We start from the raw sequence: 13,794 nt of genomic DNA, 5'->3' as shown, positions 1-13,794 counted from the left end.
GCCCCCTTCTCCCCGTTCAAGGGGAGAAGGTCCCGGCAGGGGGATGAGGGGCAGCGCGACTGCCGTCAAATTGAAGAGGAAATGAAGCATGACCGTCTATTTCATCGGCGCCGGCCCCGGAGCCCCCGATCTGATCACCGTACGCGGCCTGCGCCTGATCGAGCGCTGCCCTGTCTGTCTCTATGCCGGTTCGCTGGTGCCGGAGGAGATCGTCAAGGCAGCGCCGGAGGGTGCGATCGTCAAGGACACCGCCCCGATGCATCTCGACGAGATCGTCGCGGATATGGTGGCCGCCCATGCGCGGGGAGAAGACGTGGCGCGCGTGCATTCCGGTGATCCCTCGATCTACGGCGCGATCGCCGAACAGATGCGCCGGCTCGATGCGGAAGGCATTCCCTATGACGTCGTCCCCGGCGTGCCGGCCTTTGCCGCGACCGCAGCACGGTTGAAGACCGAGCTGACGCTGCCCGAAATCGCCCAGACGGTCATCGTCACCCGCACCGAGATGAAGGCATCCTCGATGCCTGAATTCGAGACGCTGGAGATCCTGGGAAAGTCTCGGGCGACGCTCGCAATCCACCTGTCGATTCGCAATCTCACCCATATCCGCGATACGCTGACGCCCTATTATGGCGAAGACTGTCCTGTCGTGATCGCCTACCGCGCCACCTGGCCGGATGAGCTCTTCATCCGCACCACGCTGAAGGACATGGCGGAAGAAGTGCGCAAGGCGAAGATCACCCGGACTGCGCTCATCATGGTCGGCAAGGTCTTCGGCCATGTGGAGTTCCGCGACAGCGATCTCTACAATTCCGACTTCAGCCATGTGCTGCGCAATGTCGGGAAAAAGAAGAAAGTGGCCGGCTGACGGCCGGTCTTTCCGCCGTCACGCATCAGAGCTATCGTCGCGCCGATCCGGCGCGAGCCGCTCAATAAAAACAAGAAAAGGACTTCTCCCATGCACAAGGTCATCTTCGATACGGATCCGGGCGTCGACGACGCTATGGCGCTCCTCTTCCTGCACCATCATCCGGAGATCGACCTCCTCGGCATCACCACCGTTTTCGGCAATGCCGAAATCGACATCACGACGCGCAATGCGCTGTTTTTGAAGCGTGAATGGAAAATTGATGCTCCGGTTGCCCGGGGGGCGGGGGAGACCTTTCTTCCCCACCGCGTGAGCCACGAACCGCCGAAATTCATTCACGGTGATGACGGGCTCGGCAATATCGGTGTGCCCGAGGTCACGGATGTCCATCCCGATCCGCGCCCAGCGCACCGCTTCATCGTTGAGATGGTTCGTGCCAATCCGGGCGAGGTAACCATCGTTGCAGTCGGGCGCATGACCAATCTCGCCAACGCGCTGAAGGAGGCTCCCGAGATTGTTGATCTCGTCAAGGAGATCGTCATCATGGGCGGCGCCTTCGACGTCAACGGCAATGTGACGCCGGCGGCCGAAGCCAATATCCATGGCGATCCCGAAGCCGCCGATGTGGTGATGACCGCCAAGTGGCCCGTTGTGGTTGTCGGACTTGACGTGACGATGCAGACGGTGATGACCCGCTCGCAGCTCGCCGACATCAGGGATGCCGCCGGCACCAGCCGCGCGCGTCTGCTTTTCGATCTCTCGCAGTTCTATATCGACTTCTACGAGGGCCTGGTCGACGACGGCATGGTCGTGCATGACAGCTGCGCCTGCGTCTATGTCGTGGCGCCGGAATTGTTCAAGACGCGCAGCGGTGTGATCCGCGTGGTCTGCGGCGGCATTGCCGATGGCCAGACGATCCAGAAGCCGGATGGTCGTGGATTCGGTCCGTCCGAATGGGATGGCGACCTGCCGAGTCAGAAGATCTGCACCGACATTGACGCACCGGCCGTGCTGAAACTGATTCACGACGTGATCGTCTCGGTCAAGGAAGACTGAGGCGCCCTGCTTGCCAAACGAAAAACCCCGGATCTGCTGCCAGATCCGGGGTTTTTCTGTGTCTTGTTCCGACCGAAGTCGGTCCGATCAGCCGTGGACGGCGTGGCGGGCAACGCGACGGATGTCTTCGCGGCCGATGCCGAGGTCACGCAGTTCGCGGTCCGACATGCGGCCGAGTTCGGTGATGGTCTGACGATACTTGCGCCAGTTGTTGAGCGAGCGAGCGATGTTCATGGGATCTACCTCTTTGGTGGTTGGACCCATCCGTGGGCCCCTTCGAATTTGTTGAACCCAATATATGCTGCGTTGCGAAACGATTGAAGACATAATGCGGCACGGCACCCATGCGCATCGTGCATATCAAGCACCTTAACAGTTTGTTAAGTGGCGCTTTTTTGAGCGTCTGCATCATCAGAATTTTTGCTCCGGGAGAGGCATGGAGGTCGCGGGGGCGTTTTCGACCCGCAGCAGGGCAAAAAAAATAACGCTCACCGGGGGAGGAGGTCCGGTGAGCGTCATTTTTGCAGATCAGCGACTGGGAGGAGGAGTGTCGCCGATCAATCGACCCCGCATTGGGAGGAGGAGTATGCGGGCCGAAGATCCGAGCAACGCGTGACGTCGCTCTGTTGATGGAAATATAGGTGACACATACCGATTATTGCAGTGCAATATTGGCATGAGAGGCATGCGGTCGATGCATGGGGGCATATTCACCCGATAAGGGTGCCAGTGGGAGACTTGTCTTTGGCTTCGCGCGATTGCAGATTGGGCCGAACCGCATAGAGGACGGCTGGGAATGTATCGTGGAAGGCTGAAGAACGATCTGGATGACTGGACAAAGCGTGGTCTGATCGATGCTGAGACTGCGCGGCGTCTACTCGATGATGTTGATTCGCGCGGCAACCGCTTCAGTATCGGCACCATCCTTTCGATGTTCGCGGCCGTCCTGATTGCTGCATCGATCCTGATGCTGGTGGCCGCGAACTGGGAGGCGATACCGCGCCTTGCCAGGGTGGTGGGCATCCTCGGCCTGATCTGGATCTTTCACGGTGCAGCGCTGGCGGCCCGCGCCTATGGCGCTGACCGGATCGCTGCGGCATCGCTGGTTCTCGGTGCTGCGACCTTCGGAGGTGCCATCGCCCTCATTGGTCAGCTTTACCACCTCTCCGGCGATACCTTCGCGGCGATGTTCCTCTGGTTCATTGTCACGGCGGTATCGGCAGCGCTCTTCCGGTCCGGAGCCTTGGCCGTTGTGGCGGGCGCACTTTCCCTGGTTGCATTCGGTGGCGGCTTCGACAGTTTCGGGTGGGAGGTCGGCGGACACGGGCTCTGGGCCTGGTGGCCACCCTTCGGTGCCGTCGCGATCTTTGCGCTCGCCCATTGGACGGGCGCAAGCCGGGCCAAGCACTTTGGCTATCTGCTGCTGTTGGCCTGGATCTGGTGGGTGGCGATTATCGACGAAGACATCACCTGGGCCTTCTCGATCGCCCTGTGTGCAAGTGCCGTCTTCTTTCTTCTCACTTTGCCGCGTTCGCCGCTCGCGTCCCTTCACCGGCGGCTCGGCGCGTCTGCTAGCTTTTATGCGCTCATCATGGCGTTTTCGGCATTCTCCTTTGTGCAGGCACAGCTTCTAGACGCCATGTCGATCGCCATCCTTGGCATCGTCATCCTTGGCTTGGCCATTGCGGCAATCGCGCTTGAAGGCCGGGACAATGGCGCCGTGCGTTTTCTCGCTTATGCCGCCTTCGCCGCCGAGGTGCTTTATCTCTCCTATGAGACGATCGACAGCATTCTCGGCACCTCTGCCTTCTTCCTCCTGTCGGGCCTTGTCGTCGCGCTGCTCGCCTTCGTCGTCGTCCGGCTCGAAAAGCGCTTCTCCCGTCGGACTGCCGAGGTGACGCCATGATTTCTGCAAAACCCTTCGCTGCGGTCGCTGTCCTCGTCGCACTCGCGCAGACGGCCATTCTTGGTTCGATGATCGAGGGCCGTGCGTCGATCCTGCGCTCAGGCACCGAGGTGTTGCTGAAGACGGCCCCGGTCGATCCCCGCGACCTGTTGCGCGGCGACTATGTCATTCTGTCCTATGATATCTCGAATATCCCCAATTCGGTGATCAAGGGGACCAGGCCCGTCGCCGGAAACTCGCTGCCCCTCAATGTACGCATCGCGCCGGGCGCAGATGGCTTCTGGACGGTGGCGGAGGCCTCCTTCGATGCTTTGCCCGCGAAGGCAGGAAGCGTCATCCTCACATCGCTTCCGGTCGAGATCTATGACTGGCAGTGGACGGAGGACGGCTCCTTCCTGGTTTCCTACGGCATAGAGAGCTATTACGTCCCGGAAGGCGAGGGGCGGCCGATCGAGGATGGCCGCAACGAAGGCCGTGTGTCCGTTGCAGTGCGCGTCTCTGACGAGGGCACTGCGCAGATTCGTGCGCTGATGCTCGATGGCCAGCCACTCTACGAAGAGCCCCTCTACTGAGCGTGCCATGTGCCCCCTGCAATGCCTGTGGAGCCGGCCCCGTCCGCTTTGCGGCCCTGTCATTTTTCCTTTGCGTGCAGAAAAACGGGTGTTATAGAGACGCGCGCTCCGGAGGGGCCATGCGCGAACGCAGCATGCGCTTTTGGACGCGGGTATGGTGAAATTGGTAGACACGCCAGATTTAGGTTCTGGTGCCGCAAGGCGTGGGAGTTCAAGTCTCTCTACCCGCACCAGCTAGGCCGCGCGGGATGGATAAGAGACGCAACTATGTGGCTCTGACCCATCCGGCGCCGTTTTGCTTGGCAGAATGTTTGATTGCGACGCAGCCACGTCCGGATAAATGAATTCCGGCGTCGTGCTCAGTGAAACCACCGGCTGCCCGAGCACGGCCGCCACGACATGAAGGTAAGAACATGCAGGTTATCGAAACGCTCGCTGAAGGGCTGAAGCGCGAAATCAAGGTCGTGATCCCGGCCAAGGACATGGAACAGCAGATGAACGAGCGTCTGGCCGACGTGAAGGACAAGGTCCGGATCAACGGCTTCCGCCCGGGCAAGGTGCCGGTTTCCCACGTCAAGAAGATGTACGGCAAGTCGATCATGGCTGAACTCGTCAACGAGATCATCCGCGACCGTCCGAGCGCGATCCTGTCGGAGCGCGGCGAAAAGTCGGCGACCCAGCCGGAAATCGCGATGACCGAGGACGAGGCCGAAGCCGAAAAGATCCTGAACGCCCAGGCCGACCTGGAATTCACGCTCTCCTACGAAATCATCCCTGCGATCGAGCTGAAGTCGGTTGACGGCATCAAGGTCACCCGCGAAGTGGTCGAGATCTCGGAAGACGAGATCAACGAGCAGATCCTCAAGATCGCCGAAAGCGCCCGCACGTTCGAGACCAAGAAGGGCAAGGCCGCCGACGGCGACCGCGTCACTATGGATTACCTCGGCAAGGTCGACGGCGTTGCCTTCGACGGCGGCAAGGACGAAGACGCAGAACTCGTCATCGGCTCGAACCGCTTCATCCCCGGCTTCGAAGAGCAGCTGGTCGGCCTCAAGGCTGGCGACGAAAAGGTCATCACCGTGACCTTCCCGGCGGAATACCCGGCTGCCAACCTCGCCGGCAAGGAAGCCACCTTCGACATCACCGTCAAGGAAGTGGCAGCTCCGGCAGCGACCGAAATCAACGATGACCTCGCCACCAAGCTTGGCGTCGAATCGGTCGAGAAGCTGAAGGAAATCGTCCGCGGCCAGATCGAAAGCCAGTACGGCAACGTCACCCGCCAGAAGATCAAGCGTCAGATCCTCGACCAGCTCGACGCGATCTACAAGTTCGAAGCCCCCTCGAAGCTGATCGATGCCGAGTTCGACAACATCTGGCGCCAGATCAACACCGATCTCGCCCAGTCCGGCAAGACCTTCGCTGACGAAGACACGACGGAAGAAGCCGCCCGCGAAGAATATCGCACGCTCGCCGAGCGCCGCGTTCGCCTCGGCCTCGTTCTCTCCGAAATCGGCGAAAAGGCCGGCATCGAAGTGACCGACGAGGAAATGCAGCGTTCGCTCTTCGCCCAGCTGCAGCAGTTCCCGGGCCAGGAAAAGGAAATCCTGGAATTCTTCCGCAAGACCCCGGGTGCCGCCGCTTCGCTGCGCGCCCCGATCTTCGAAGAAAAGGTCATCGACAAGCTGCTGGCTGACGTCACCGTCACCGACAAGACCGTGACCAAGGAAGAACTGCTCGCCGAAGACGCCGAGGAAGGCGACAAGCCGAAGAAGGCTGCTTCCAAGAAGAAGGCTGCTGCCAAGGCTGACGACGCTGCCGAAGGCGAAGAAGCCGCTCCGAAGAAGAAGGCGGCCCCGAAGAAGAAGGCCGCCGAAGGCGACGCCGAGTAATCTTCGCGCCTTGCTGATGTTGAGGAAAAGCCGTCCCCTTGGGGCGGCTTTTTCACATTCTGGTCCATAAGAAGTATTGCGAGGGGTAAATTCGATGCAGATCCAGCTCGTCCGCAGTGCAACCCTCATCGTCGAGATGGCAGGAGCCCGCCTTCTGATCGACCCGTGGCTGGCTGAGAAGGGCAAGGGCCGCAGCTATTCCGGTCGCGCGCAATCGCCGCTGGTTAACCTGCCTCTGTCGGTCGCCGAGGTCCTGGATGGCATTGATGGCGTGCTTGTCTCACATCTGCATTCCGACCATTTCGACGAGACCGCACAACGGGTGATCCCCAAGCAGGTGCCGATCCTTTGCCACCATCGTGATGCCGAGGCGATCCGCTCCATGGGCTTTGATGAGGTGCGGGTGGTGGGCGAGGGGGCCCAGGTCGGGTCAGTCCTCATTCGGACCACCGACGGCCAGCACGGGCCGCCGGAGGTTCTAGACGATATGGGGGAGGTGAGCGGCTTCCTGATCTCGGCACCGGGCGAGCCGCTGCTGTACTGGGCCGGCGACACCATTCTCTGCCCCCAGGTGGTGGCTGTGCTCACCAGCGAGGCCCCCGACGCTGTCGTGGTCCATGGTTGCGGCGCACTCTGGGACGGCAAAGGGCCATTGGTGATGGATGGCGCGATGGTTCTTGAGACGGTCAGGCTTGCGGCAGACGCAGCCGTCGTCGTCACGCATCTGGATGCTGTCGACCACGCGACTGTGACGCGCGCTGACCTGAGGGCACTGGTTTCGGCCGGCGCAATCGGCGCCGACCGTCTGATTATCCCGGAGGACGGCGACATCCTCGCGTTCTGAACGTCAGCGCCAGCCGAGGCCAGGCGCCACATGGGTCAGGATCGCTTCGATCACATGGGCGTTGTAGGCGACGCCAAGCTGGTTCGGCACCGTGAGCAGCAGCGTATCGGCCTCGGCGATCGCCTCGTCGCGCTTCAACTCATCGATCAGCCTGTCCGGTTCGGCGGCATAGGAGCGGCCGAAGATGGCGCGCGTGTTCTCGTCGATGAAGCCGATCGAATCCTGGTCTTTGCTCTGACCGAAATAGGCCCGGTCCATGTCGTTGACGATGGCGAAGATGGAACGGCTGACGGAGACGCGCGGCGTGCGGCTGTGTCCGGCTTCCTTCCAGGCGTCGCGATAGGCGCGGATCTGCTTGGCCTGCTGGACATGGAAGGGCTCGCCCGTTTCGTCATCCTTCAAGGTCGAACTCTGCAGGTTCATGCCTTGCTGTGCCGCCCAGACGGCTGTGGCGTTCGAGCCGGATCCCCACCAGATGCGGTCGCGCAGTCCTTCCGAATGCGGCTCAAGACGCAGGAGGCCCGGCGGGTTGGGGAACATCGGTCGCGGATTGGGCTTGGCAAAGCCCTCGCCCTTCAGCACGTCGAGAAAGACCTCCGCATGGCGACGGCCCATGTCGGCGTCACTCTGACCTTCCTCCGGCTGATAGCCGAAGTAGCGCCAGCCCTCGATCACCTGCTCCGGGGAACCGCGAGAAATGCCGAGCTGCAGGCGGCCTTGCGAAATCAGGTCGGCGGAACCGGCGTCTTCCGCCATGTAAAGCGGGTTCTCGTAACGCATGTCGATGACGCCGGTCCCGATCTCGATCTTCGAGGTGCGGGCGCCGACGGCGGCAAGCAGCGGGAAGGGCGAGGCGAGCTGGCGGGCAAAGTGGTGCACACGGAAATAGGCGCCGTCAGCCCCCAGTTCTTCAGCTGCGACCGCAAGATCGATGGATTGCAGAAGCGTGTCCTGCGCCGAGCGGGTGCCGGACTGAGGTGAGGGCGACCAGTGGCCGAAGGAAAGGAACCCGATTTTCTTCATGATGATCAAGCCTGTGTAATGAGAGTTGTACTCTAAATGGCATCGGTGCGTGCCGCACCATAGGGCTGCGCGGGTGACAGACTGTTTCGCCTGCAGAGACGACCCGCCGGTCAGTCGATCGCTGCGCGCACGCCGCGCCGTTCCACCGAAAGCAGTCCGATCACACCTCCTATCGCAAGAGCCGTACCAAGCCATGACGAGCCCGAATAACCGAAGAAGTGCGAGCCTATGGCGAAGGCTGCAGCATTCAGGCCGTTTCCGAGGAAGGAGTTGATCGGCAGGAAGGCTGTGCCGAGGCCCGGACGTCCGGGAAAGAGATCCTGGAAATAGTTGAGCGGTAGCGCGAGCAGGGCTGCGGCGAAGGCGGCACCCGGCAGAGCGAGGGCGTAGATGTGCCATGGCGCCGATGCGAAGCTGAGCGCCGCCATATAGGCACCGTAGCCGAGTGCCGCCGTCACGATGATGCCGATGATGTTGTGGCGCTTGAGCAGATGCGCCCACATCAGCATGAAGGGGATCTCGATGAGGGCCGTCATCCCGGCGATCAACCCCACGTCTGCAGTCTTTCCGCCGAGTTGCAGGGTCAGGATGAGGGGCCAGATCGTGCCGCTGAGCCGCAAGGTGGAGGTGATCGCCGCGATCGAGACCATGCGGATCAGCATGTCGCGGGCAGCGAGTTCGCGCAATGCGGCGAAGAAGCCGGGTGCATTGGCATCACGCACCGGCTGGCTTGTCGGTTTCGTCAACACGAACACGGCGCAGACGAGGATGAACAGGCAGAACAGCGCGGCCAGACCCCAGGCGCCGATCATGCTGCCTGATGCGCCGAGCAGCAGTCCGAGGCCGGCCGGTGTCAGCACCCAGGCGGCGGAGACGATGGCGCGCAGGGTGGCATTGATCGAGGCGGCATCGGTCGGCTCCATGTCGCCGGTATGCAGCCGCGCGCTGGCAAACAGCAGGGAACTGGTGGCGTAGAAGAAGGGAATGACGAGCGACGTCGCCCCGAGAAAGACCGGGACGGAGGGGAACAGATAGATGGCGCCGTAACCGACGACACCGAGCGCCGACATGACGATCAACATGTGCCGACGATCGCCCAGCATGTCCGAAAGAATGCCGAGCGAGACGCTGATGGTGACCGCGGCAACCGACGAGACGAGGACGAGCAGCGAATAGGCCTGGTCGCTCATCCCAAGCGTGCCGATCGCCGTCACCGACAGATACGGGATTGTTGCCCCGAAGGCCGAGCCCTGGGCGAAGATCATCAGGGACAGGACGAGCAATTGCGGGCGGCCGGCAATCTGGCCGAAGGATGAAAACATCAGATGATCTCTGCTGCCGCGACAGCGCAAAGGGCCGCAGACAGGCGGGCTGAAAGTGCGCCACCTTGGCATGAGTCGTATCGCCCGTCATCCGTCCACCTGCGGTGGCGATGCGCGCACGAACAATGCGACAGGCAGCGGTGCGAACAGGCCTATTCGGCGGCCTTGCGTTCGATCTTCTCGATCTTCAACTCGCCCATGCGGTTCCAGGCGTCGAGGCCGGCGATCTTGTAGGCCTCCGCCAGCGTCGGGTAGTTGAAGGTGTTCTCGACGAAATATTCGACCGTGCCTTTGAGGTTGAGCACGGCCTGGCCGATATGCACGAGTTCGGTCGCCCCTTCACCGACGATGTGGACGCCCAGCAGGCGGCGGGTCTTGTGCGAGAAGATCATCTTCAGCATGCCGCTGTCGAGGCCCATGATATGGCCGCGCGAGGTCTCGCGGAAATGCGCGATGCCGGTCTCGTAAGGGATGCCGCGCTGGATGACTTCCTCTTCGGTCAGGCCGCAGGTCGAGATCTCCGGTACGGCATAGATGCCATAGGGGAAGAACTGCGGCGGCTCGTGGGCCGGTGCGCCTACAGCATGCCGGGCGGCGATGCGTCCCTGCTCCATCGAGGTCGAGGCAAGCGAGGGAAAACCGACGACGTCGCCGGCGGCATAGATGTTTGGCACGGAGGTCTGGAAGGTTTCCGGATTGACCTTGAGGCGACCACGATTGTCCGCCTCGAGTCCGATGGCTGACAGGTTCAGCGTGTCGATCGCGCCCACGCGGCCGGCGGCATAGAGCACCATCTCGGCCATCAGGATTCGCCCGTTCTTCAATGTGACGCGACACTTGCCGTCCACCTTCTCGACGGTCTCGACCGTCTGGCCGAAGATCAGCTTCATGTTGCGGTCGCGCAGCTGGTAGGTGAAGTCCTCGACGATCTCCTTGTCGATGAAATCGAGCATGGTGTCGCGTGGTTCGACGACGGTGACAGCAGTGTCGAGTGCGGAGAAGATCGTCGCATATTCGATGCCGATGACACCGGCACCGATGACAATCATCGAGCGCGGCAGATCCTTGATCTCAAGGATTTCGTCACTGTCGAGGACGCTGGCGCCGTCAAAGGGGATGTGGGTCGGGCGGAAGGGACGGGTGCCGACAGCGAGCAGCACCGAATCGGCTTTCACATGCAGGACTTCGCCGTCATCCTTGGTCACCTCGATCGTGTGCAAATCGAGAAAGCGGGCGGTCCCGCGCAGCTGCGAAACCCGGTTGCGCGAAAACTGGTGCTCCAGCACCTCGACCTCGTGGTCGAGCGTGATGAGCAGACGGCGGCGCAGGTCCTCGGCCTTGATCTCCTGTTTGACGCGGTAGCTGCGGCCATAGAAGCCGCGCTCGCGCCAGCCGGTGAGGTTGAGGGCCGTCTCGCGCAGGGTCTTGGAAGGGATGGTGCCGGTATGCACGGAGACGCCGCCGACGCGGGTGCCCTTTTCGATGACAAGAACCTTCTTTTCCAGCTTTGCCGCCTGGATCGCGGCGCGGCGGCCGGCTGGTCCGCTGCCAATCACGACGAGGTCATACTGGTTCATGGGGCGCCCCTGATTCGTCAAATTTCATGCTGCAGTGCAATGTCACGCACAAAACATATCAGGGCAATCTAACCGTTTCATTATCATGGCGAGCCAAACGCGGAATCCGGCAATTTATTGCGTCAAAGCGACAGCCAGCAGCGGTGGCAAAGGCGCTCAGATCAGCCGGAGTCCTCTCAGGCTGGCGTGACCATCTTTCCCGATAATGATGTGGTCGTGGACGGTGATGCCGAGGGGCTTTGCGGTGTCGACGATCGTGCGCGTCATGTCGATATCGGCGCGGGAAGGCGTGGGGTCGCCGCTCGGATGGTTATGGACGAGGATGATCGCGGTGGCAGAGAGTTCAAGCGCGCGCTTGACCACCTCGCGCGGATAGACCGGTGTGTGATCGATCGTCCCGCGCCCCTGGATTTCGTCGGCGATCAGCACATTGCGCTTGTCGAGGAAGAGGATGCGGAACTGTTCGGTGGTCTCATAGGCCATGGCGGCATGACAGTAGTCGATGACGGAGGACCAAGACGACAGCACCTGCTTCTCTCGCAACTCGCTTTTCAGCATGCGCTGAGCGACATTGGCGATCAGCTTCAGGTCGAGCGCGACGCTTTCGCCGATGCCCTTGACCTCCTGCAACAGCGCCGGCGGTGCGCCGATGACGCCGCCAAGTGTGCCGAAGCGGGCAATCAGTGCCTTGGCAATGGGCTTGGTATCGCGCCGAGGAATGAGGCGGAACAGCAGAAGTTCGAGGATCTCGTAATCGGCCAGCGCCGTGTCGCCCCCGTCGCGGAAGCGGTTCCGCAATCGCTCACGGTGCCCAAGGTAGTGCGCTTCAGGCTGAAGCGCGGCCCGTGAGGATGCGGCCTTGGCCAGATTGCTCTCCCGCGCCGGCTGCTCCGCAAAGAAGCTCCGTTCGTCGGCGGAATGGCCGGAACGGGATCCATCCATGCCGAAGAGATCGCCCGGCTGTTTCATCGCCGCACCGTCGCCGCGCAACGGTTCGTCTGAGAAAGGAAGCTTGCTCGTCATGCCACCCCAATCCTGACCATCATGGTCGAGCGGCGTATGGCCGCGCGGATATACTGACACGACTGCCGCCGTGCGCAAGTTCAAGTTGCGGTGACGTGTGCCGTCGTCCTCTGCGAGATCAGCCGAGGCCGGGCCGGTCGAGACCGGCAGGCGAGAGCGTGAAGATCTCGCAGCCCGTGGCGGTGACGCCGACCGTGTGCTCGTACTGCGCCGTCAGCGACCGATCCCGCGTGACAGCCGTCCAGCCGTCGGACAAGACCTTCACATGCGGCTTGCCGAGATTGATCATCGGCTCGATCGTGAAGATCATGCCCTCGCGCATTTCCGGGCCTTCGTCGGATTTGCCGTAGTGCAGGATATTCGGGCTGTCGTGGAACAGGCGGCCGACTCCATGGCCGCAGAAGTCGCGCACCACCGAGCAGCGCTCGGCCTCAGCGAAGGTCTGGATCGCTTCACCGATGGCGCCCGTCCGGGCACCCGGGCGGACCGCCCCGATGCCACGCATCAGGCACTCATAGGTGACTTCCATCAACCGCTCCGCCGCCCGCTTGATCTGGCCGACCGGATACATGCGGCTGGAATCGCCATGCCAGCCGTCGAGCAGGAAGGTGACGTCGATATTGACGATGTCACCGTCGCGCAGCGGCTTGTCGTCGGGCATGCCGTGACAGACGACGTGGTTGATCGAGGTGCAGACGGAATATTTGTAGCCGCGATAGTTCAGCGTAGCGGGTAGCGCGCCGTGATCGGCACCGAATTCGAAGACGAAGCGGTCGATCGCCGCCGTCGTCACGCCGGGCTTGACCATTGGTACCAGCGCGTCGAGACAGCGCGCCGTCAATTGGCAGGCGCGGCGCATGCCCTCGAAGGCTTCGGCATCGTAGAGCCTGATGGCACCGGTGTTTTTCAGGGGCGCCGTGGCCGCGTCGATATAGGTGACCATGAAGTCGCTTTCGGAATGTCTCATCTGGGGGCTTGGCCGTTCATAATCCACCAACCCCCGCCTCGTCTATCGGGATCAGCCGTTGAGGGGCGATTTTGGCCGGATCGAGCCGGCAGGAGAGAGCATACGCCTCGACCCCGCGGCCAATCGCCCGGCGAAACGCCCGGCCGTAGCCAGGGTCGAGATCGCCACAGATCTTGAGACGCGTGCAGTCATTTCGCTGGATAACGAACAGCATGGCGGCGCGAAAGCCGTCCTCCACCAGATCCCCCATCTCGTCGAGATGTTTGGCGCCGCGTGTCGTGACGCTGTCGGGAAACTCGGCAAGGCCTGATGTCCGGGTGAAATGCACATTCTTCACTTCGACGTGGACGCTGCCCTTGATCGGATCCTCCAGCAGAATGTCGATGCGGGAATTGCGGCCATAGCGCTGCTCGCGCTTCAGGATCGCAAAGCCGGACAGGGCAGGGACTAGGCCGGCCAGAATGGCTTCCTCGGCAAGCCGGTTCGGCAATGCCGTGTTGACCCCGACAATCGTGCCGTCCGCCTCGATCAGCTCGAAGGCATGAGCGTATTTGCGGTTCGGCGCATCATGTTGCGATAGCCAGATCCGGGAACCCGGCTCGGTCAGACCCCGCATCGAGCCGGTATTGGGGCAAAATCCGGTGATCGCGCGGCCATCATCAAGCACGGCATCGAACAGGAACCGCTTGTAGCGGCGGATAAGGGTGGCGGGCACCAGCGGTGGATCGAAGAGCATCTCGGCCTGTG

At 61.9% G+C, this 13,794-nt stretch carries 13 protein-coding genes and 1 tRNA gene; 7 read left to right on the top strand and 7 right to left on the bottom strand.

The genetic code is table 11. From position 1 onward, the window contains the following. Nucleotides 1-88: 88 nt before the first annotated feature. Nucleotides 89-868 (top strand): precorrin-4 C(11)-methyltransferase, encoded by a 780-nt coding sequence (gene cobM, locus DMY87_RS18485; RefSeq protein WP_110793120.1) that lies wholly within the window; start codon nt 89-91, stop codon nt 866-868. 90 nt (nt 869-958) lie between these two features. Then, the gene (locus tag DMY87_RS18480; protein ID WP_110793119.1) at nt 959-1,924 is read left to right on the top strand and encodes a nucleoside hydrolase; all 966 of its coding nucleotides are present in this window, start codon (nt 959-961) and stop codon (nt 1,922-1,924) included. 87 nt (nt 1,925-2,011) lie between these two features. On the opposite strand, the gene DMY87_RS18475 is transcribed toward DMY87_RS18480, so the two are convergent. Beyond that, complete coding sequence (locus tag DMY87_RS18475) at nt 2,012-2,158, bottom strand: DUF1127 domain-containing protein (RefSeq protein ID WP_110793118.1); 147 nt, start codon at nt 2,156-2,158, stop codon at nt 2,012-2,014. 562 nt (nt 2,159-2,720) lie between these two features. On the opposite strand from DMY87_RS18475, the gene DMY87_RS18470 reads away from it, so the two are divergent. The 5 genes from DMY87_RS18470 to DMY87_RS18450 all read left to right on the top strand — a co-directional run bounded on the left by DMY87_RS18470 (nt 2,721) and on the right by DMY87_RS18450 (nt 7,135). After that, entirely contained in the window at nt 2,721-3,830 is a 1,110-nt protein-coding gene (locus DMY87_RS18470) for a DUF2157 domain-containing protein (protein WP_110793117.1), read from the top strand. Beyond that, complete coding sequence (locus DMY87_RS18465; RefSeq protein ID WP_110793116.1) at nt 3,827-4,402, top strand: GDYXXLXY domain-containing protein; 576 nt, start codon at nt 3,827-3,829, stop codon at nt 4,400-4,402. The genes DMY87_RS18470 and DMY87_RS18465 overlap by 4 nt, the downstream gene beginning before the upstream one ends. 148 nt (nt 4,403-4,550) lie before the next feature. Further along, nucleotides 4,551-4,635, top strand: a tRNA-Leu gene (locus DMY87_RS18460). 180 nt (nt 4,636-4,815) lie between these two features. Continuing rightward, nucleotides 4,816-6,291, top strand: coding sequence for a trigger factor (gene tig, locus DMY87_RS18455; protein ID WP_110793115.1), 1,476 nt, complete (start codon nt 4,816-4,818; stop codon nt 6,289-6,291). Between the two features lie 94 nt (nt 6,292-6,385). Next, nucleotides 6,386-7,135 (top strand): MBL fold metallo-hydrolase, encoded by a 750-nt coding sequence (locus DMY87_RS18450; RefSeq protein ID WP_110793114.1) that lies wholly within the window; start codon nt 6,386-6,388, stop codon nt 7,133-7,135. Nucleotides 7,136-7,138: 3 nt separating this feature from the next. Here the strand turns inward: DMY87_RS18450 and DMY87_RS18445 are convergent, their stop codons facing one another. From DMY87_RS18445 to sfsA, 6 genes are all read right to left on the bottom strand, one after another. Then, nucleotides 7,139-8,158: an LLM class flavin-dependent oxidoreductase gene (locus DMY87_RS18445; RefSeq protein ID WP_110793282.1), complete on the bottom strand. Its 1,020-nt coding sequence runs from the start codon at nt 8,156-8,158 to the stop codon at nt 7,139-7,141. 110 nt (nt 8,159-8,268) lie between these two features. Then, entirely contained in the window at nt 8,269-9,480 is a 1,212-nt protein-coding gene (locus tag DMY87_RS18440) for an MFS transporter (protein ID WP_110793113.1), read from the bottom strand. A gap of 152 nt (nt 9,481-9,632) precedes the next feature. Continuing rightward, the gene (gene sthA / locus DMY87_RS18435) at nt 9,633-11,057 is read right to left on the bottom strand and encodes a Si-specific NAD(P)(+) transhydrogenase (RefSeq protein WP_110793112.1); all 1,425 of its coding nucleotides are present in this window, start codon (nt 11,055-11,057) and stop codon (nt 9,633-9,635) included. Nucleotides 11,058-11,213: 156 nt separating this feature from the next. Beyond that, a complete protein-coding gene (gene radC, locus DMY87_RS18430) occupies nt 11,214-12,026 on the bottom strand; it encodes a RadC family protein (RefSeq protein WP_110793281.1) in 813 nt (270 codons plus the stop codon). Nucleotides 12,027-12,198: 172 nt separating this feature from the next. Further along, nucleotides 12,199-13,023, bottom strand: a complete 825-nt coding sequence (gene map, locus DMY87_RS18425) for a type I methionyl aminopeptidase (protein WP_110793280.1) — start codon at nt 13,021-13,023, stop codon at nt 12,199-12,201. A 40-nt stretch (nt 13,024-13,063) separates the two neighbouring features. Continuing rightward, complete coding sequence (sfsA, locus tag DMY87_RS18420; RefSeq protein ID WP_110793111.1) at nt 13,064-13,783, bottom strand: DNA/RNA nuclease SfsA; 720 nt, start codon at nt 13,781-13,783, stop codon at nt 13,064-13,066. Between the last annotated feature and the right edge of the window lie 11 nt (nt 13,784-13,794).

The sequence above is a fragment of the Peteryoungia wuzhouensis genome, from assembly GCF_003205195.1.
GTDB lineage: Bacteria > Pseudomonadota > Alphaproteobacteria > Rhizobiales > Rhizobiaceae > Allorhizobium > Allorhizobium wuzhouense.
The sequence above is the reverse complement of the archived record's forward strand: the minus strand, read 5'-3'. Positions and strand labels throughout refer to the sequence as shown.

Excerpts from the sequence above, each read along its gene's own strand:
- DMY87_RS18465 (WP_110793116.1), top strand. The coding sequence starts at position 3,827 with ATGATTTCTGCAAAACCCTTCGCTGCGGTCGCTGTCCTCGTCGCACTC.
- tig (WP_110793115.1), top strand. The coding sequence starts at position 4,816 with ATGCAGGTTATCGAAACGCTCGCTGAAGGGCTGAAGCGCGAAATCAAG.
- DMY87_RS18475 (WP_110793118.1), bottom strand. The coding sequence starts at position 2,158 with ATGAACATCGCTCGCTCGCTCAACAACTGGCGCAAGTATCGTCAGACC.
- radC (WP_110793281.1), bottom strand. The coding sequence starts at position 12,026 with ATGAAACAGCCGGGCGATCTCTTCGGCATGGATGGATCCCGTTCCGGC.
- DMY87_RS18445 (WP_110793282.1), bottom strand. The coding sequence starts at position 8,158 with ATGAAGAAAATCGGGTTCCTTTCCTTCGGCCACTGGTCGCCCTCACCT.
- cobM (WP_110793120.1), top strand. The coding sequence starts at position 89 with ATGACCGTCTATTTCATCGGCGCCGGCCCCGGAGCCCCCGATCTGATC.
- DMY87_RS18470 (WP_110793117.1), top strand. The coding sequence starts at position 2,721 with ATGTATCGTGGAAGGCTGAAGAACGATCTGGATGACTGGACAAAGCGT.
- DMY87_RS18450 (WP_110793114.1), top strand. The coding sequence starts at position 6,386 with ATGCAGATCCAGCTCGTCCGCAGTGCAACCCTCATCGTCGAGATGGCA.
- map (WP_110793280.1), bottom strand. The coding sequence starts at position 13,023 with ATGGTCACCTATATCGACGCGGCCACGGCGCCCCTGAAAAACACCGGT.
- sfsA (WP_110793111.1), bottom strand. The coding sequence starts at position 13,783 with ATGCTCTTCGATCCACCGCTGGTGCCCGCCACCCTTATCCGCCGCTAC.
- sthA (WP_110793112.1), bottom strand. The coding sequence starts at position 11,057 with ATGAACCAGTATGACCTCGTCGTGATTGGCAGCGGACCAGCCGGCCGC.
- DMY87_RS18440 (WP_110793113.1), bottom strand. The coding sequence starts at position 9,480 with ATGTTTTCATCCTTCGGCCAGATTGCCGGCCGCCCGCAATTGCTCGTC.
- DMY87_RS18480 (WP_110793119.1), top strand. The coding sequence starts at position 959 with ATGCACAAGGTCATCTTCGATACGGATCCGGGCGTCGACGACGCTATG.